Genomic DNA, 19,177 nt, shown 5'->3' on the forward strand with positions numbered 1-19,177 from the left:
CCGAATGTCCGATTTATCGGCGGAATAGTTCTTAAGGACGGTCTCGCGCAGGACGAACATCTTTGCCGCAGCCAAACCCGCTACTCTGGCCCGTGCTGTCGATGACGGCAGCATCGCCGATCCGCGCCGACACACCTACCAAGCGATGGTTTGGTTGCGACTGAGGCTGACTAAGGAGGAACCGCTTCGCATTCCGCTCGTCAGCCCAGATAGAACAGCCAGATGTACCACGCAACCAGCGCTACGAAGACAATGCCGCCTGCGCAACTGATGACTCTCGTCATGGGCTTTTCCCGTGGTTGAGATACGCCGCTCGAAAACCCTACGCACTGAGCGGCCAATCCAATCAACGGGGATGAGCGCAGTTCCCTTCGGAAAGAGAAGCGCGAAAAGGAAAACTCCCGGCGATAAGTAGCCCGGCTAGACTCGCTATCACGAAACGATTGGGGCGTTGTTGATAGCCGAGGCAGGGGCTGTCGCCGTTGAAGCAGCGTCCCAATTGCCTCCTATTGCCTGTATCAGCGCGACGGCTGCGGTCTGACGATCGACCACGACCTGCACGCGCGCCTGCCGCGCCGCGTAGGCCGCGGTCTGGGCGGTGACGACGCTTGCGTAGTCGATCGTGCCGGCCAGATACTGGTTGCGGGCGATCTGCTCGGCTCGGTCGGCCGAAGTCGCTGCCTGGTCGCGCATCTTCGCCTCGTCGGCATAGGCGGACACGGCGGCGAGCTCGTCCTCGACCTGCTGGAACGCCGTGAGCGCGGTCTGGCGATAGACCGCGGCGGCCTGGTCGTATTCGGCATGGGATTGCGCGAGCCGGGCCTTGTTGGCGCCGAAATCGAGCAGCGTCTCGACCGCGTTCAGGCCCAGCGACCACAGCGTAACCGGCGCTGCGAAGAGATCGCCGATGCCCGTCGCCGAAAGACCCGCGCCGGCGCTCAGCGAGACCTGCGGGAAGAAGGCGGCGCGCTGGATGCCGATGCCCGAATTGGCCGCGGCCACACGGCGTTCGGCCGCGGCGATGTCCGGCCGGCGCTGCAGTACCGTCGACGGGATCGTGCCGGGCACGTCGGGCACGACCGGGCTCCAGGCAACCGGTGCTATGGCGAAACTCGATGGATTCTCGCCGGCCAGCACGGCGATCGCATGCTCGAAGGCAGCGCGCTGGCGATCGAGGTCGCGGCGATCTGCCTGTGCATTGCTCAACGCGGTCTGCGCCTGATCGACGTCCGAATGGGCGACAGTGCCCGCCTTGTACTTGTTCTGCGTGATCGTCAGGGCACGGTCGTAGGCAATCACCGTCTGGTCGAGCAGCAGGCGCTCGGCGTCGATCCCGCGCAATTGCAGATAGTCGCTCGCCAGTTCGCCGCGCGCAGCCAGGGTCGCATTGGCGAGGTCTCCGGCGCCGGCCTGCTCGCTCGCGCGCGCCTGGTTGACGCCGTTGCCTAGCCGGCCCCAGAGGTCGGGCTCCCAGGTCGCGGCGATCTGCGCCGTGTAGCGTTGCCCGGTCGATCCCGAGCCGTTGAGCCCGCTGCCGCCGGTCGTCTTGCTGCCCGCGTCGGCTGCGTTGATCTGAGCCGTCACCGCCGGGAACAGCGCAGCGCGCTGCTCGCGCGTCACGGCGCGCGCCGCGGCATAGGCGGCGCGATACTGCGCCACGGTCTGGTTCGTGACTTCCACCTTCTCGACCAGCGCGGTCAGCACGGGATCGCCGAACAACGCCCACCAGGCGCCCTTGGCCACGGCATCTGAGGGTGCGGCCGAAGACCAGCCGGGCGCTTCCTTGAAGCTTTCGGGCAATGGTGCCAGCGTCGGCCGGTGATAGGCCGGGGCCATGCTGCAACCGGAAAGGAGCCCGGCAATGGCCAGCGCGGCGATCAGAGGGCGGGAACGGATCATGCGGGGGCTCCCTCTGGCAACGGGGCGTCACCGTGGCGGCTGAGCAGCCGCTCGTGATCCGAGCGGCGCCGGAAACGGTCGAGCGCGAGATAAACGACGGGGGTGGTGAGCAGCGTCAGAAGCTGGCTGGCGCAGAGCCCGCCGATGATCGCGATGCCCAGCGGCCGGCGCAGTTCGGCGCCATCTCCGAAACCGATCGCCAGCGGCAAGGCGCCGAGCGCCGCGGCCATGGTGGTCATCAGGATCGGCCGGAAACGCAGGATCGACGCCTCGCGGATCGCGTCGAAGGCGCTGAGCCCGCGGGCACGCTCGGCATCGAGCGCGAAGTCGATGATCATGATCGCGTTCTTCTTGACGATGCCGATCAGCAGGATGATGCCGATCAGCGCAATGAGGTCGAACTGGCCGCCCGTCACCACCAGCGCGAAGACGGCGCCGACCCCGGCCGAAGGCAGCGTCGACAGCACGGTCAGCGGATGGATCGCGCTTTCGTAGAGAATCCCGAGCACGATGTAGATCGCCAGCAACGCGCCGAGGATCAGCAAGGGCATGCTGGCGGTCGATTGCTGGAACACCTTGGCCGTGCCGCCGAAATCGCCGTGGACCGTCGCCGGCAGGTGGAGTCCGGCCTGGACCTGCGCGATACGCTGGGCCGCATCGCCCAGGGCGACGTGCGGCGGCATGTTGAAGCTGATCGTCGCTGAAGGTTCGGCATCGGTGTGGTTGACGCTGGCATTGGTCGAGCCGGTCGCCCAGTGGGAAACGGCCGACAGCGGCACCATGGTCAGCGCAGTGGTCGACACGGCGTTGCCCGCGGCGAGCGCGCTGGCAATCGGCGTCGAGCCGGCCGCGACGCCCGGCAAGGTGGGCACCGAGTTCTGACTGCTGGATACCGGAACATAGAGGTTCGCCAGTGCATCCGGCGTGCCGTTGAACTGGGGCGCCGCCTCCATGACCACGTGATACTGGTTGAGCCCCGAATAGATGTTCGCCACCTGCCGCTGGCCGAACGCGTCGTAGAGCGTCTGGTCGATCGCCTCCATGGTCACGCCGAGCCGCGCAGCGGCGTCGCGGTCGACGGTTACGAAGACGTCGGCACCGGCATCCTGCTGGTCGACGTTGACGTCGGCCAACACGTCGGCCTGCTTCTTCAGTGCATCGGTCAGCCGCTGCGCCGCATCCTGGAGCTGCGCCGCGCTTTCGGCCTTGAGCACGTATTGATAGGTCGAGTTGCTCTGCCGCCCGCCGACTTGCAGATCCTGCACCGGATTGAGAAAGGCGGTGACGCCGCTGATGCGGCCGAGCTTGGGGCGAAGGCGAGCGATGACTTGGTCGATCGCCGGCCTTTGCCCGCGCGGCACCAGCGTGGCGAACAGGAAGCCCCCGCCCGCCCGGCTACCGCCCGAAAAGGCGACCACGGTGCTCACCGCCGGATCGCTCTTGATCACCTTGACGATGCGGGTGAGCTTGGTCTGCATGTCGTGGAACGAGATGCTCTGATCTGCCCGGATACCCCCCATGATCGCGCCGGTATCCTGGCTGGGAAAGAAGCCCTTGGGCGCGAGCACGATCAGATAGACGTTGAGCGCAAGCGTGCCCGCCAGCAGCAGCAAGACCGCGCCGCGATTGGCCAGCGCCCAGTCGAGGCTGATCGTATAGCGCGCCTGCGCGAAATCGAATGCTCGGCGTGCGGTGCGCATCACCCGGACTTCGCGCTCGTTCGCGCGCAGCACCTGTGCCGCCAGCATCGGCGTGGTGGTCAGCGAAATGACGAGGCTGATCGCCACGGCCGCCGACATGGTCAGCGCGAATTCGCGGAACAGCCGGCCGACGAGGCCGCCCATGAAGATCAGCGGCGTGAAGACCGCAATCAGGCTGACCGAGATCGACAGCACGGTGAAGCCCACCTCGCGCGCGCCCTGCAAAGCGGCGTCGAAAGGCCGGGCGCCTTCCTCCAGGTGGCGACTGATGTTCTCCACGACGACGATCGCATCGTCGACGACGAAGCCGGTGGCGACGGTCAGCGCCATCAGCGACAGGTTGTCGAGGCTGAAACCGGCGAGGTACATGATGCCCAGAGTGCCGAGCAGCGAGGCGATAACCGCCACGGCCGGAATCAGCGTTGCGCGCCAGCTTCGCAGGAACAGGCTGACGACCAGCACGACCAGCAAGGTCGCGATCAGCAGGGTCACTTCCACTTCGTGCAGCGAGGCGCGGATCGTGGTCGTACGGTCATTGGCGACGGCCAGCTTGATGTCGCCCGGCATGGCCTTCTGCAACGCGGGAAGCTGGGCCTTGATCGCATCGACCGTGGCGACAATGTTGGCGCCCGGCTGACGGCTGATCACCACGGGCACGGCCTTGCGCCCGTTGAACAGGCCCATAGTGCGCACGTCCTCGGGCCCGTCGACGACATCGGCGATGTCGGACAACCGCACCGCCGCGCCATTGCGCCAGGCGATGATCGTGTTCCGATAGTCGGCGGCGTGCAGCCCGGGCTGGTTCGAATAGACCTGGAACGCATTGTCCGCGACATCGACCACGCCGCGCGGCCGGTTTGCGCTTTCCGATTCCAGCGCGGTGCGCACGTCCTCCAGCGCGATACCGTAACGCGAGAGCGCGACCGGGTTCAGCTCGGCCCGGACCGAGGGCAGCGCCGCGCCGCCCAGCTCGACATTGCCCACACCCTGCACCTGCAGCAGCTTCTGCGCGACGATGTTGGACACCGCGTCATAGATCTCGGAAGGGCTGTGCGTCGTCGAGGTCAGCGTCAGGATCAGGATCGGCGCGTCGGCCGGGTTCATCTTGCGATAGCTGGGATTGGTCTTGAGCGTGGTCGGCAGGTCGGCCCGCGCGGCGTTAATCGCCGCCTGGACGTCGCGCGCGGCGCCGTCGATGTTGCGCGACAGATCGAACTGGAGCGTGATCTGGGCCGAGCCGACGCCCGAGCGCGAGCTCATCTCGGTAACGCCGGCGATCACGCCGAGCCGATGTTCGAGCGGAGCCGCCACAGTCGACGCCATCGTCTGCGGGCTCGCGCCGGGCAGGTTGGCCTGGACGACGATCGTCGGGAAATCGACCTGCGGCAGCGGCGCGACCGCCAGCGAGAAGAAGGCAGCGACGCCCGCGAGCATAAGCCCCAAAGTCAGCAGCAAAGTGCCGACCGGGCGGTGAATGAAAGGCGCTGCGAGGTTCATGTCGGCTGGACCAGAGCTGCGCCGTCATGACCGTTGCGCGCCTTGTGCCGGCGCTTCAGGCCCTCGAAGGCCAGGAAGATCACCGGCGTGGTGAACAGCGTCAGCGCCTGGCTCAGCACCAGGCCGCCGGCGATGGCAATACCCAGCGGCTGGCGCAGCTCATACCCCATGCCCCCGCCGAAGATCAGCGGCAGCGCGGCGAACAGGGCCGCGAAAGTGGTCATCATGATCGGGCGGAAACGCAGCAGCGCGGCCTGGCGAATCGCGGCGTAAGCATCCATCCCGTCCTCGCGCATCGCCTGCAGCGCGAAGTCGATCATCATGATCGCGTTCTTCTTGACGATGCCGATCAGCAGCACGATGCCGATGATCCCGATCACGCCCAGCCCATAGCCGGTGAGCCCCAGTGCCAGCAGCGCGCCGACACCGGCCGATGGCAGCGTCGAAAGGATCGTGATCGGATGGACGAAGCTTTCATAGAGCACGCCCAGCACGATGTAGACGACCACGATCGCGGCAAGGACCAGCCAGAACTCGTTGGCGAGCGAGGCCTGGAACGCGCCAGCAGAGCCCGAGAAGTTGGTCGTCACGGCGGCGGGAATGCCGAGGCCCTGCTCGACCTGCTTGATCACGTCCACCGCCCCGCCGAGCGAGGTGCCCGCAGCCAGGTTGAAGCCGATCGTCGCCGAGGGGAACTGCGCCTCGCGCGCGATCACGAGCGGGGCGAGGCCCTGCCGGATCGTCGCCACGGCGCCGAGCGGGATCGCGCTGCCGTTGGCGACGGGGATGTAGAGGCCGGCGAGGCCCTGCGGCCCCGACAGCATGTCGGGCGTGGCTTCCAGGATTACGCGGTTCTGGCTCGACTGGGTATAGATCGTCGAGACGATCCGCTGGCCAAAAGCGTCGTAGAGCGCATTGTCGATCGCCAGCGCCGACAGGCCCAGCCGGGCAGCGGCATCGCGGTTGATGTCCACGGTCACGGCCGCGCCCTGCCCCAGTACGTTGGCGGTGACGTCGGTCAGCTCGGGGCGCCGGGCCAGCGCCGTGGCCAGCTTCTGCCCCCATTCGTCGACCTGAGCCTGATCGGCGCCTTGGAGCGCGAAGCGATAGGCAGTGACGCCCGCTTCGGTATCGATCGTCAGGTCCTGCACGGGCTGGAAGAACAGCGTCATCCCGGGAAAGTTGGCCGTCCTGTCCCGCAGCCGCTTCAGCACGGTCGGCAATCCGGACCGATCTCCCACGGGCTTGAGGTTGACCGTCAGCCGCCCCTGGTTGAGCGCGGGATTCTGCCCGTCGACACCGATGCTCGACGATACGCTGGCGACCGCGGGGTCCTGCAGGATCGCGTCAGCCACCTGCTGCTGCCGCATCGCCATGGCGGCGAAGCCGGTTTCCTGCGGGGCCAGCGTCGCAACGGTGATCTGCCCCGTATCCTCCTCGGGAAACAGGTTCTTCGATATGCCGAAGAACAGGACGCCGGTGATCACCAGGGTTGCCGCGAAGATACCCAGGACCAGCCGCTGGCGCTCCAGCACCCAGTCCAGCCGGCCCTCATAGTACCGGGACAGGGCATCGAAGCCCTGCATCGCCCGCGCCGCCAGTGGCGACGGCCGGTGCTCGCCCTCGGGCTTCAGCCAGCGCGCAGCCAGCATCGGCACCAGCGTCAGCGCGACGACCGCGGACAGCACGATCGTCGCAGCCAGGGTGACGGCGAACTCGCGAAACAGCCGACCCACGACGTCGCCCATGAACAGCAGCGGGATCAGCACCGCGATCAGGCTGACCGTCAGGCTGACGATGGTGAAGCCGATCTCGCGCGATCCCTTCAGCGCCGCCGCGAAAGGCGCCATGCCCTCCTCGACATGGCGCGAAATGTTCTCGAGCACGACGATCGCATCGTCGACGACGAAACCCGAGGCGATCGTCAATGCCATCAAGGTCAGGTTGTTGACCGAAAAGCCCATCGCCCACATCGCCCCGAACGCGCCAACCAGCGACAAGGGCACGGCGATCGAGGCGATGACGGTTGCGCGCAGCGATCCCAGGAACAGGAAGATAACCGCCGTCACCAGCGCGATGGCCAGGAACAGTTCGAAACGTACGTCGGACACCGATGCGCGGATGCCCTCGGTGCGGTCGGTCAGCAGCGTCGCATGGACGTCGGCCGGCAACTGCGCCTCTAGCCCCGGCAGCGCATCCTTGATCGCATCGACGGTGCCGATCACGTTGGCGCCCGGCTGGCGCTGCACGTCTATGATGACGGCAGGCTCGCGATTCATCCACGAGGCGAGACGCGTGTTCTCGGTCGAATCTACCACGGTGGCGACGTCCGACAGGCGCACCGGCGCACCGTTCTGATAGGCGAGCACCAGCGACTTGTAGTCGGCGGCGCTGGCGAGCTGGTCATTGGCGTCGATCGTCCAGCTCTTGGTCGGGCCATCGAAACTTCCCTTGGCCGCGTTGGCATTGGCATTTCCGATCGCGGTACGGATGGATTCCAGCGAAAGCCCATGCGCCGACAGCGCCGCCACGTTCGCCTGGATCCGCACCGCGGGCCGCTGCCCGCCTGAGATGGAGACGAGGCCGACGCCGGAGACCTGGCCGATCTTATTGGCGAACTGCCGCTCGACGATCGCCTCGACCTCGCCCAGCGGCCGGGTCTTGGACGTGACGCCTAGCGACAGAACCGGCGCGTCTGCCGGGTTCACCTTGGCATATACCGGCGGCGCAGGCAGATCGGACGGCAGCAAGGTATCGGCCGCGTTGATCGCCGCCTGCACTTCCTGCTCGGCCACGTCGAGCGACAGGTCGAGCCGGAACTGCAGCGTGATCACCGAGGCCCCGGCCGAACTCGCCGAGGTCATCCGCGCCAGGCCCGGCATCTGCCCGAACTGACGTTCGAGCGGTGCCGTGACGGTCAAGGCCATGACGTCGGGACTGGCGCCGGGATAGAGCGTGCGGACCTGGATCGTCGGATAGTCGACCTCGGGCAGCGCCGAGAGCGGCAGCGTGCGATAGGCGATCAGGCCCGCCAGCAGCAGCGCCAGCATGATCAGCGTCGTCGCCACCGGCCGCAGGATGAAGGGGCGCGAAGGGCCGCCGTCGACCCGATCTTCGGGTATCGCCGCGCTATCCATGGCCGCGCTCAACCGCCACTCTGCGACTTGTGGCGGTGGCCATGCTTGCCGCCGCCTCCGCCGCCTGCTCCCTTTCCTCCTGCGCTCTTGTCGCCGGGCAACCGGACGCTGGAGCCATCCTCCAGCCCGTCGGCGCCGGCACTGATCACCGTCTCGTCACCTTTGAGGCCGGCGAGTATCGCCACCTGCTGGCCCAGCATCGGCCCGATCTTCACGACGACCAGCTTCACGGTCTTGTCGGGCTGCAGCACGAAGACGAAATCCCCGGGCTGGCCATGACGCACGGCGCTGACCGGCACGACCATCGCATGATGCAGCGTGCCGGTCAGCATCGCGACATTGACGAACTGGTTGGGAATGAGCTTGCCGCCGGGATTGGCGAAGCGCGCCTTCGCCTTGATCGTGCCGGTGGTGGTGTCGACGACGTTGTCGAAGGTGAGCAACGTGCCTTGTGCCAGCACCGGCGCGCCCGACTGGTCGATCGCGGTGACGGGCAGTCCGCCCCCACCCGCGCCCAGCCGGGCCTGGATTGCCGAGATCTGCGCCTGAGGCACCGAAAACTCCACGTCGATCGGATCAAGCTGGGTCACGGTCGCGATGCCGTTTGTATCGGCGGGCGTGACATAGTTGCCGATGTCGGTCTGGCGCAGGCCGATCCGCCCGCTCACCGGGCTGATCACAGAGGCATAGGTCAGGTTGAGGCGAGCGGTGCCGAGCGCCGCGCGGTCCGCGCCGACCGTACCTTCGAGCTGCTTGACCAGCGCCGCCTGGCTATCGACCTGCTGGCGTGCGATCGAATCCTGCGACTGCAAGGTCCGATACCGCGTGAGGTCCACTCGCGCCGAGTTGAGCTGCGCGGCATCGCGCGCGAGGTTGGCATCGGCTTGGGCGCTGGCGAGCGCGAAAGGCCGCGGATCGATCAGTGCCAGCCGCTGGCCCTTGGCGACCGTCTGGCCTTCCTTGAAGTCGATCTCCATCAGCCGGCCCGACTGTTGCGACCGCACGGAAGCGGTGACGAGCGGCGTCACCGTACCGAGCGCGCTCACGGTTTCGGGGACATCGGCATAGGTAACCTTGGCGATCGCGACGGGTGCGGGAAGCCGCCGGTTGCGATCGCCTTTGCTTCCGATCCCCACGACAAAATGGGCAATCGCAGCGGCTGCGAGCAATCCGATGATGATGATACCGATCCAGAACCACGGCTTACGCGCGGTTTCCGGCCTGTCGCCGGTGTCTGCAGTCTGATTCAACGGCGCGATCCTGCGCTGGCCCTGCAAATCCACAAACCACCGAGCGCAGCAATCGTTCAAGCATCAAAGTGTATTAGAGTGTATGATGCGTGGCCGCGCCGCAGGGGGCCGGAAGGCCCGGACTGCGAACGGGTGCAGTTGTGAGGTATCGCAACCAACGACAGCTTTGGACTAGCGGCGGTTGGCTAGCGAATGCCTGCTGCGTCGATACGTCTGGCCACACCATTCGCAGCTCAAGCCGGTTGTTCTGTCGACCTCCCGGTGCGTTCGAGCTTGCCCCAGCCGACACGTGGCCCCCTGAGTGCGGCTGCCACCGCTCGAACCACAACCCAGTACATGAGCTGGCGATAGACGAAACGCTGGGCCACCAGCAGATGGGCCGGATAGCGACGCTCCCGTTTCTCCAGACGGTAGGCGATCCAGCCGCACAGGATGTCGATCGCGGTGAAGACGAGCCAGTAGGTTCCCATGTGCAGCACGTCGGACTGCGTCTGAGCCCAGCCGTGCTGGTGCACTCGTACGAACGTGTCGACGATACTTATCGCCAGGGCCAGGTCGATGATCGGCGAAATCAGTGCGAAACCGATCTGGAATATCCAGGCCTGCGGAATGCCGATTCTCGCCAGGCCTTTCGGCTCTCCCGTCTTCACGATGGCGCGATGCTTCCAAAGGCACTGCAGCGTACCATAGGCCCAGCGGAAACGCTGCTTGACGAGCGCCCGGAAGCTTTCGGGCGATTCCGTCCAGGCAACGGCGTCGGCGTCGTAATCGACGCGCCAGCCCTGACGCTGGATCGCTATGGTCAGATCCTGATCCTCGGCGAGCGTGTCGGTCGGATAGCCGCCGACCGAATCCAGCGCGGATCGCCGCCAGGCCCCGACGGCACCCGGCACCACGGTGATCGCGTCGAACAGCATCAGAGCCCGCCGCTCGAGGTTCTGCGCGGTGACGTATTCCACGGCCTGCCACTTGGTCACGAGGTTGACACGGTTGCCGACTTTCGCGTTGCCGGCGACGGCGCCCACCTGCGGTTCGGTGAACCAGCGAGCCAATCGCGCAATGGTCTCCGGCTCGAACTGGGTATCGGCGTCGAGCGCGATCACGATATCGCTGCCCGCCAGTTTCAGCCCTTCGTTGAGCGCGCGCGCCTTTCCGCCATTTTCAAGCGTCAGCAAACGTACGCGCGGCTCTTGCGAAAAGGCCGCCTCGACCACCGCGGAAGTGCCGTCGGAGGACCCGTCGTCGATGACGATCACCTCGATCCGCACCTGCTCCGAAGCGAGCACCCTACGGATCGAATCCACGATGACCTTGGCTTCGTTGAATGCCGGAATGAGCACCGAGACGAAGCGTTCGGGATCGATCGGCGGAGGCACGCGCCGCTTCCCACTGGACGCCGAGCGCAGCGCCAGAGCCGCCATGAAAATCGCGCGAATGATACCGACGCTGATGGCGACGAAGAACAACCACTTCAAAAACCAGAGCAGGCCCGCGACCACCAGGAACACGCCGATGTCGAGCCTGACGGCGGCCAGGTCCGAGCCCTTGACCGGCGGCATGATGGCATCGCGTGGCACGCCGAGCAGTTTCGAGACGGGCACCAAAGTATATCCCCGTGCGCGCAGCCCATCGATGATCACCGGCAGCGCGGCCACCGTATGGCTGCGGTCACCGCCGCCATCGTGCAGCAGCACGATATGTTCGGACTGCTGCGGGTCGTCGCTTTCGACCCCGGCAATGACCTGGTCGACGATGGCCTGAGCCGGGGGGCGCTGCCAGTCGTTGGGATCGACGTGCAGGCCGACGTTCAGATAGCCCTCGTTCTGAGCGATCCATGCCGGAACGAGTTCACCGGGCGTGGTCGGCTCGGCATCGCCGAAATAGGGTGCTCGAAACAGACGCGTCGAGCGGCTGGTATAGGCCTCGATCAACCGCTGCGTGGCGTCGAGCTCGAGTTCGATCCCGCGCTGCGAAACATTCGCCATGTTGGGATGGGTGTAGCTGTGGCTGCCGATCTCACCGCCGCTGGCGATGATCCGGTTGAGCAGAGCCGGATGGCTGATCGCGTTCTCGCCGATGACGAAGAAGGTACCGGGCGCCTTCTTCTCTTCGAGAATGCTCAAGATCTTCGGCGTCCAGGTGGGATCGGGGCCATCGTCGAAAGTCAGGGCGATCAGCTTCGGGACGGCCCCGCCGCGCTGGACGACGAAGGGTGTCGGATAGTGCAGCCAATGCACGTCACGTACCAAGCCGCTCTTGTCGGTCGTGAAATGCCTGAGCCCGTCGGTCGGCGTGGCAGTGATCCGCAGGAGTTCGCCATTGCCCTCGACGTCGACGTCGCCGATCGCCTTCACCTTGGTCATGTCCGGCAGCGCGCCCTTCTGAAACGCATCGAATGCCGGCCAGACCCCCGGGTCCTCGCTGCCGAGGCGCCACAGCGCCACCCCGCTGGCCCCGGCCGTGTCAATGGCGCGAAGCTGATTCCAGGCGGATGCGGCGTCCAGCAGCCATATCGTATGGGCCGTGCCGTCGTCGTCCTCATACGAGAACCCCGAATTGCCGCTCGCCTGATCGAAGACCACCGTTGCCTCGCTATCGCTCGCGGCGAGCCAGGCTTCTTCGTCGGACAGGCTATCGGCGGCGGCGCCATGCCAATCGTAGGCATAGCTGCCGATCGCCACGATCGCCTTGTCCGGCGGAACAGCCTTGAGTGCAGCTTGCATGCGATCGACGAACCAACCCTGCGAGGCAATCGGGCCGGGCTGATCGACCGAGGAATGCTCGTCGTAGTTCATTAGGAAGACACGGTCTGCGCTGCGGGCGATCGCCGGCAGGTTCCAGCTCGGGTCGTCGACCGGCGCGGTCAGCGTAACCAGCCATTTGCGCGGCGCGAAACGCCTGCGGACTTCGCTCAGGAACCTGACATAGTCCTGCTGTGCGCTCGCTGGCAGTTCCTCAAAGTCGAAGACGACGCCCGTACCTCCGAGTTGCGCGACCACGGCCTCGCTGCGCGCAGCAAGGGCGGCGCGTTTGGCCGGGTCGGCCAAAACCTGCGCCATGCCTTTGCCGTCCCAGGTATCGTCCTTGGCGTTCTGGATCATCGGCAGGATGCGCGGGCTGTGCCCACTGGCCGCGACGATCCGGGCGAAAGCGGGATCGGACTGGATGTCCACCTTGGTACCCGCTCCGGTGATGTTGACGAAGGCCGGCACGACCCAGTCCAGTTCGCCGACATGGCCGGCAAGCGAGGCGGCGCTCGCCGGATCCCAGGGCACGTAAAAGCCCACCACGATCTGATTGACCTGGCCAGCCGCCGCACCGCCGAAGGGCAGCCATTTGCCGAGATCACGGCCGATCGCGTGCAATTGCTGCTTGAGAGGCAGAGCCTGGGCTCGCTCCTGGCCAAGCCTCGGCGATGGGGTTCGCGGCACCAGCAGAATTGTAGCTGCCAGTCCGGCAACTGCCGTGACGACCAGCAATAGCAGAAAGATGAAGCCCCGAACCGTCCAGCGGTTACGGCGACCGGTATCGTCAAAAAATACGGGTCTATCCATCGTGTCGGTTATCGACATTTTCTCGCTGGCGTCGAGGATGAATGCCCGTCCGCCCAATCAATTTGCTGGCTGCCCTCCCTGTGACGCAGGCCCTCTTTGTTCAGATGAATGAACGGCCGGTCCGGCGCAGCAAGTCTGATGCTTTGAATGGCAGCTATGTCGGCGGCCACAGTCGCACTCGGCGCTGGACACAAGATTGGACACTCGCGGTCCGATCTCGGCCGTTGTGGAGTCTGCTTATCGCCCCCGACACCAGACAGGCCAGCGCCAATGCTAAAAAGCCTAGAAAGTTTCGCGAAATAGCTCGAGCACGGCCCGCCATGCGCGCGTCGTGTGCTTCGGATGAAAGCTGACACCCGGTACAGTTAACATGGTGTGGTTGGTCCCTTCGGTGGCCGATCCATCCGGATTTCTCGGTCGCGCCCAGAACGCGTGCTCGGCGCCGCCATAAATATTTACGCGCCAATCGACCCCGGCCTTCTGGAGCACATGGCCAAAAGTCAGAACTTGCTGTGGGGTGCAAAGGGGGTCTTCCGAGCCGGTGCACATAAGAAGAGTGCCGGTTACGTCGGTCCAGTCTTCTGTTTTGGCTTCTGGGAAGGCGGGATGGATAACCGCGATGGCCCTGAACGCGATGCCGATCCTTGCAAGTTCGAGCACGATTTGACCACCAGCGCCATAGCCGAGAGCGGCAATGCGGTTTGGGTCAACACCGGGTTGAGCGAGCAGAACATCAAGCGCGGCGCGGCCGACAGCCTGCATCCGTTCGACATTAGCCAATAGGGGCATGACCCGGTCCAGCATCGCATCCGGCCGATTGAAGAACACTTCACCACCGTGATAATCCATTGCCAGCGTCAGATATCCGTGCGCGGCGAGATCATCGGCCCGCTGCCTTTGGTATTCCTCGAGGCCAACCCCATCATGTCCTATCAGCACAGCCGGCCAAGGCCCAGGACTGTCCGGCTGCGCCAGATGGGCAATCATGTTCAGACCATCGACATCATAGGTGACTTCGCGCGTCGTAATCATCATTGCACCTTCTATCGAGCGATAGGGCATCCCGCCTAGTGGCGAGGTGGTTCCACTTCCATCAATGCCGCCGCCGTCCCGCACTGGTTGGGCCAAGCCGTGTGCCGCAGCGGCAGGAGATCGAACCCGCCCCCTTACCGGGATCGCTGTAGCGATACGTCTACCAATTCCGTCACGCTGGCAGAGTCATTCACTTTCATCTCTTGTCCAACAGCAACGTCCGATTTTGGGGATCGGCGAATGCAAGGGCGGACGTCCGCAATGTCGGCGGCAGCTACAGGCCTTTAGGTTCTCAATCGGCTGCCACGATCGAATGCTCAAGTCGCACATCGTCGAGAAGCTGCTCGATCGCGGCGCGTTGCGCATCGGTGCCACTTAGTCTTACATCCCAATTGCAATGGGCATACTTCTTCGCGTCGCGCACGATCACCTTGCCAAGCGCCCGCTGCCATGTCTGCGTAGTGCCGCCTCTCTCCCGGATCAGGCGGGCGATAATCAGCTGTTCGAGGTCGGAGGCAGTCATGCCCACCGCATAGCCGCAGTTGACGGCCAGGCAAGCAGACGTTCGCGCGCCCGCTTGATTAATCAACGGCAGGTTTCGAGGATCAGCCGCGAAGCGGCAAACGTCAGCTTTGTCGGCGGAAGGCGGCATGCTTTCCGAATGATTTGAACAGCCGCTATGCGGCGGTTGTAGCGGGTAGATCAAGCCCATCCAGCTTGTGCGCCGCTGAGGTTGCGGCTTGCCGGCGGCGTTGACCGACTAAAGCGCATACCAGTGCCAACCAACCCAGGAGCAGCGCCGTTCCGGCCGCAACGCTGTGCACTACGAACATCGAGGGCGGCCGCGCCACGTCAAGCAAGACGCGGAGCGCCGCGGTAGCCCTCCTGTCGCCCACGAACTCCTGCAAGCGCGCAAGCCTCAATCTGTCATTGTAGGTTCTCGGCACCCAGGCGCCGCTCATCGCATCGACTTCGCGGCGCACCTTTGGAAGGTCGGCCGCGGAATAGGCCTTTTGCGCCACGACAAAATGGGCCTGGTCGGCGAGCTCTCCTGCCAGCGCATTCGGGACGACCTTCAGCGTGCATTTTTCTGGACGGACAAAGGGCGAGTGGTCGGAGCTCGCCAACCATTGGCGCTGCCGGTAGAATATTCCAATTGGTCCAAGTTCCAGGTGCCAGCCTTCGGTAGCCTGGCAAAAGTCACGAGGTCCGCGCGGGAGCGGCTCCTTCAGGATTGTTCCGGGTCTAGCGCCTCTTGCCCAGCGCTCGATGCGCGAGGGTATGTAGCTCACGTTCTTGCTCTCGCGGGCCGGCAACCAGTCTTGGTCACCGTCCGCGGCAAGCTTTCCGGTTGTCACCACCAATCGCGCCGCGAAGACCGGTCGCTTCGCGCCTAAATCCGACGCTACGACGTATGCGGCGAGCGTAAACGCGGTGAGCGCCGGAAATGACAGCAGGTACTGCCAGGGCCTCTTTCGGGGCCGCAGAACCGACAACTGCCAGCCGACCAGCAGCACGCCCAGCGCGCAGCTCCAGGAAAACGCGGTCGCGTTGAAACCGCCCGGAACCGGCACGACCTCATGCCACTGAAAGATCGGATTGGGTTGCACCGCCGCCGCCGCCAGGCGGACTGAGATTTCGTGGGCAAGTTCGGAGGGAATGGTCAACCGCTTGGCATTGTCGGCAAAGATTTTGTCGATCGTGGGAAGCGGCGCACGATAGCTGAGCAGCGCGATAATCGTCGCCGCCACTGCCAGCCTGCCACAGCGCCCAGCCCACATGATTGCCTTGCGGCCGAAGCGTTCCGTTTCCGCGAGCCGCGAAATCGTTTCAGGAGGCAGGTGACCAAGGCGGGGCATTGCCGCCGGCGCCATCAGCGCTGAGCGCGGGCCCGGTGAAGGTTGCCGCCAAAGACTCGGCTCCCCGGCAGGTGCTTCGGCAATAATCGCATTGCGTGCCGCCTGCATCGGCTTTGCGCCACGCGGACGAGCCTGAAAGCCGAGCCGGACAAGCGCCTTGCGGCGGCTCATTGCCGTGCAGCTGATAGCGCCTGCCGTGACCATCATCGCTAGTCCGGCAGCAATGAATGCCGGACGCGAATAGGTGCTGAGATCCTCCTCCCAGCCGGGGCTCGCCATGCGCTGGGCGGCGGAAAGATCAAGCGTCGGGTCGCCGCGGCGCGCGTGCTCGATCAATGCCCGAAGCCTCGCCCGGTACACGTAGTGCAGCGAGTGCCAGCGGCCGGTCATTTTCGAGAGATGCCAGCCCGTACGATCGGGCTGCGCCGGCCCCGGATCGAGATCTGACGCTACGATCTCGCGGCAAGAGGGATTGGGAGCGGGGCTGTTCCAAACCAGCATTTGCCCACAGTAGTAGGAGCTGAGCGGCACCCAGAGGCGGGGATCGCTTTCCGACCGTACCACGATGTGGCCGCCGGGAAGTATGCGATGCTCCCGGCCGATCGTGATGCGCGGACGGCTGAAGTTGAATCCGTTGACCACGAGATGAAGGGCGTACTGGGCCCTCATGAATTGCACCTTGTCGGTCAACTCCGAGGACGCGACGCCCTGCCAGGTTCCGAGCCAGGAGGCCTTGCGGCTAGCGCAAATGGCCTCTGCCGCCGCCGACCTCGGTAGCCCGCTGACGCATTGCGGAAAACCAGCCGCCCACCATGTCGCTCCGTTTTCGAGCTTGCTCGCTTCCATGGTGCGAGCAGGATTGGCGTCGCTGTTAAATCTGCCGGGAGAATCTGGCGGCTGAACGGCAAAAGCGATGCAAGCAGAGATCAGCAACGCCGCGGGCAAGGCAAGCGCGACGGCCGGCAGGAGCCGTATGCCACGCCCTCGGACCATATAAGAGGCAGCCACCACTGCGGCGGCAAAAGCCAGGAGCAAGCCCCAGCGCAGCATTTCCAGACCGGGCACCGGAAATAACTGCAACTGATGACCCGCGGTGAAAACGCCCTCGATGCCGCCGGGGACGATGACTTCGTCGCTCGGTCCCATTCGGGCGTTCTCGCCTGCCCCGCCAGGGATGGCGACACCTAACAGGGTGAGCAGGAACCCTAACCCGCCAAGTCCGGCGCCGATATGCAGCAGGCGGTCGACGCGGGCGTGCAAATGACCGACCTGTTCGCTAGGTCCCCTGCCCTCTCGTGCAATCTGGCCGCCGCTTGGAACGGGCAGCGCTTGGTTCACAGCAACTTTTTCGGCAGATCTGAATCGACATACCGTCCGACTGCACGGCGCGCCGGCGGCGTAGGGGTCACCTTATCGGGCGTCGCATCGATATCGGGGACTGGGCTTAGCGCACGCCGCGCCCTGGCCATTCGATCAATGCGCCTCCCCAGCAGCCAACCCATCAGCGCGCAGGCAAAACCACAGGCGAAAGCTATCTGCATCACGGGGCGAACTGCGCTCGACACTTTGAAAACCGAGTGCCAGATAGCGATCCGCCGGGCCAGCTCAGGCCGGTCGCCATCGGCGACCACCGACCGCCCAGCCACCCGTTCCATTTTCTCGAGACGCGCCGCGAATGCGTTTCGCGCGGGCATGTCGACCTCCGCGCGGGGCAACTCGAGAGGTAGGAGGCGTATCAGTTCGGCTCGGTTGCTTCTGGCCGCAGCCTGCTCGGCAAGCGCGAAGCGCAACCCCTCGATCGTGCCGCGGTCCTCGAGCATGATTTCGTCAGGTTTGCCCGTCTTGTTCGGGAGACCATTTCCGGTGGCGGCCATCGTACCAGCCTCGCCGTCGCCGCGGGCAAACGTCACAGCGACTTTATGCACATCGGCCCGCGCGGGCTTATCGCCCAGGCGCAGTGCGGAGACCAGTCCGGGCCGGCGCGCCTCGACTTTCCTGAGGAGCTGCGCCATCGCGTCATCGTCGATCGTGGCCGGATAGATTTGGGGCAGGATGTCCGGGAGCGCCGTGAGACCTATCAGAGGCGGCGAGAGCCACAGCAGAAAGCCCAGGCGCGACCAGCGGCCGCGCCCGAGACGCTGCCAGATGATCAAGATCACGCCGATCGCCGAGAGACCGAAGGTAACCACCTGGAGACCGAGCAGCGTCATGGGGCCGCCCCAGACATAACGCCAATCGCCCCGCGGCCCTATGTCGAGCAGATGCGCCAGGTAACTTGCTCGCCCGTTCAGCAAAATTCCGGTGCCCGAAAGCGCAGAGCCATTTGCGGCGATCAGACACAGAAAGAGCACGAGCGCCGTCAGCATCAGGTACGTGCCCCAAAGCCGGAATGCGCCGCGCCGCGCGGTGAGCACAAAAAGTGGATCGTGCATCAGGTGCTGACAGCTGGGCGTGCGGGAACACGCAACTTGTCGAGCCGCGCCAGTCTCGCCCGAAGGATGATGAGGAGCCGGCCCGCGGCGACAGCCACGAGCAGCGAGATAACGCCAATCGCCCAGGCTGCCTGGCGCGCTCCCGCGAGAGCCCCCGGCGACAGGCATCCGCGCTTGAAGCAGACGTTGGTAATCCGGACCGGTTCACCATGCAGGTATTGCAACCGGTACCGCCCTTCGATGGGCGATCCCAGCGTCTCGTAGTCGATGTCGGCCGTCAGACTCCGCGCCGCGTTTCGACTGCCTCTGATATAGGCGATCTGTGCGAGCATATATCGTTTCCAGGGCGGCGCGGAGGCGGCGGAAGCATCGAGCGGTCCCACCAGCCTCACGGCCGCCTCCACTCCGATCGCGGTTGGCGGATCAGGCTGAAGCATCGTTGGGATCGGGCCGACAAGCGAAAGCGCGAAGAGGACGCCGAAGCTCACTTTGGCCGCGCTACGATGCCGTTTGACCAAGGCCCAGACGAGCGCGCCGCCGGCGATGAGGGAGACGAGCTGCAGAAAGGCAGAAAGCGTGAGCGGAATGAGGCCCGAGTTGCTGCCAATGAGGTGCGGGCTTTCGAGACCGAGGCGCACCGCTTTTTCGCGCAAGATGTCGGCGGCTCCGCCAGCAAGCTGGACATCGTTGATTCCGCTGCTCGGCGCTATCACCAGGCAGCCCAGAATCAGAGACAAAAGAGCGGCCGATCCGGCCCATAGGAGTGTGCTTCGCGCCATGTCGGCGCGCGCCGCGATCTGATCGAATTCGCCCGCGC

At 65.1% G+C, this 19,177-nt stretch carries 10 protein-coding genes; all 10 read right to left on the reverse strand.

The window, feature by feature from the left end; all coding sequences use genetic code 11:
- Positions 1 to 432 precede the first annotated feature (432 nt).
- The 10 genes from KRR38_RS10940 to KRR38_RS10985 all read right to left on the reverse strand — a co-directional run bounded on the left by KRR38_RS10940 (position 433) and on the right by KRR38_RS10985 (position 19,097).
- On the reverse strand, positions 433 to 1,899 hold the full coding sequence (locus tag KRR38_RS10940) for an efflux transporter outer membrane subunit (protein ID WP_254514748.1): 1,467 nt from the start codon (positions 1,897 to 1,899) through the stop codon (positions 433 to 435).
- Positions 1,896 to 5,096: an efflux RND transporter permease subunit gene (locus tag KRR38_RS10945; protein ID WP_217401365.1), complete on the reverse strand. Its 3,201-nt coding sequence runs from the start codon at positions 5,094 to 5,096 to the stop codon at positions 1,896 to 1,898. The genes KRR38_RS10940 and KRR38_RS10945 overlap by 4 nt, the downstream gene beginning before the upstream one ends.
- Positions 5,093 to 8,233, reverse strand: a complete 3,141-nt coding sequence (locus KRR38_RS10950; protein WP_217401367.1) for an efflux RND transporter permease subunit — start codon at positions 8,231 to 8,233, stop codon at positions 5,093 to 5,095. Before KRR38_RS10950 ends, KRR38_RS10945 begins: the two co-directional genes overlap by 4 nt.
- 8 nt (positions 8,234 to 8,241) lie before the next feature.
- On the reverse strand, positions 8,242 to 9,483 hold the full coding sequence (locus KRR38_RS10955) for an efflux RND transporter periplasmic adaptor subunit (RefSeq protein ID WP_254514749.1): 1,242 nt from the start codon (positions 9,481 to 9,483) through the stop codon (positions 8,242 to 8,244).
- A gap of 233 nt (positions 9,484 to 9,716) precedes the next feature.
- Complete coding sequence (locus KRR38_RS10960; RefSeq protein ID WP_217407217.1) at positions 9,717 to 13,037, reverse strand: glycosyltransferase; 3,321 nt, start codon at positions 13,035 to 13,037, stop codon at positions 9,717 to 9,719.
- Positions 13,038 to 13,319: 282 nt separating this feature from the next.
- On the reverse strand, positions 13,320 to 14,072 hold the full coding sequence (locus KRR38_RS10965; protein ID WP_217401369.1) for a dienelactone hydrolase family protein: 753 nt from the start codon (positions 14,070 to 14,072) through the stop codon (positions 13,320 to 13,322).
- 289 nt (positions 14,073 to 14,361) lie between these two features.
- Positions 14,362 to 14,721: a hypothetical protein gene (locus KRR38_RS35985; protein ID WP_254514750.1), complete on the reverse strand. Its 360-nt coding sequence runs from the start codon at positions 14,719 to 14,721 to the stop codon at positions 14,362 to 14,364.
- Between the two features lie 25 nt (positions 14,722 to 14,746).
- A complete protein-coding gene (locus KRR38_RS10975; protein ID WP_217401372.1) occupies positions 14,747 to 17,266 on the reverse strand; it encodes a hypothetical protein in 2,520 nt (839 codons plus the stop codon).
- On the reverse strand, positions 17,263 to 18,360 hold the full coding sequence (locus KRR38_RS10980; RefSeq protein ID WP_217401374.1) for a hypothetical protein: 1,098 nt from the start codon (positions 18,358 to 18,360) through the stop codon (positions 17,263 to 17,265). The genes KRR38_RS10975 and KRR38_RS10980 overlap by 4 nt, the downstream gene beginning before the upstream one ends.
- Complete coding sequence (locus KRR38_RS10985; protein WP_217401376.1) at positions 18,360 to 19,097, reverse strand: hypothetical protein; 738 nt, start codon at positions 19,095 to 19,097, stop codon at positions 18,360 to 18,362. Before KRR38_RS10985 ends, KRR38_RS10980 begins: the two co-directional genes overlap by 1 nt.
- Positions 19,098 to 19,177 lie beyond the last annotated feature (80 nt).

Source organism: Novosphingobium sp. G106 (assembly GCF_019075875.1).
In the GTDB taxonomy this organism is placed as follows: domain Bacteria; phylum Pseudomonadota; class Alphaproteobacteria; order Sphingomonadales; family Sphingomonadaceae; genus Novosphingobium.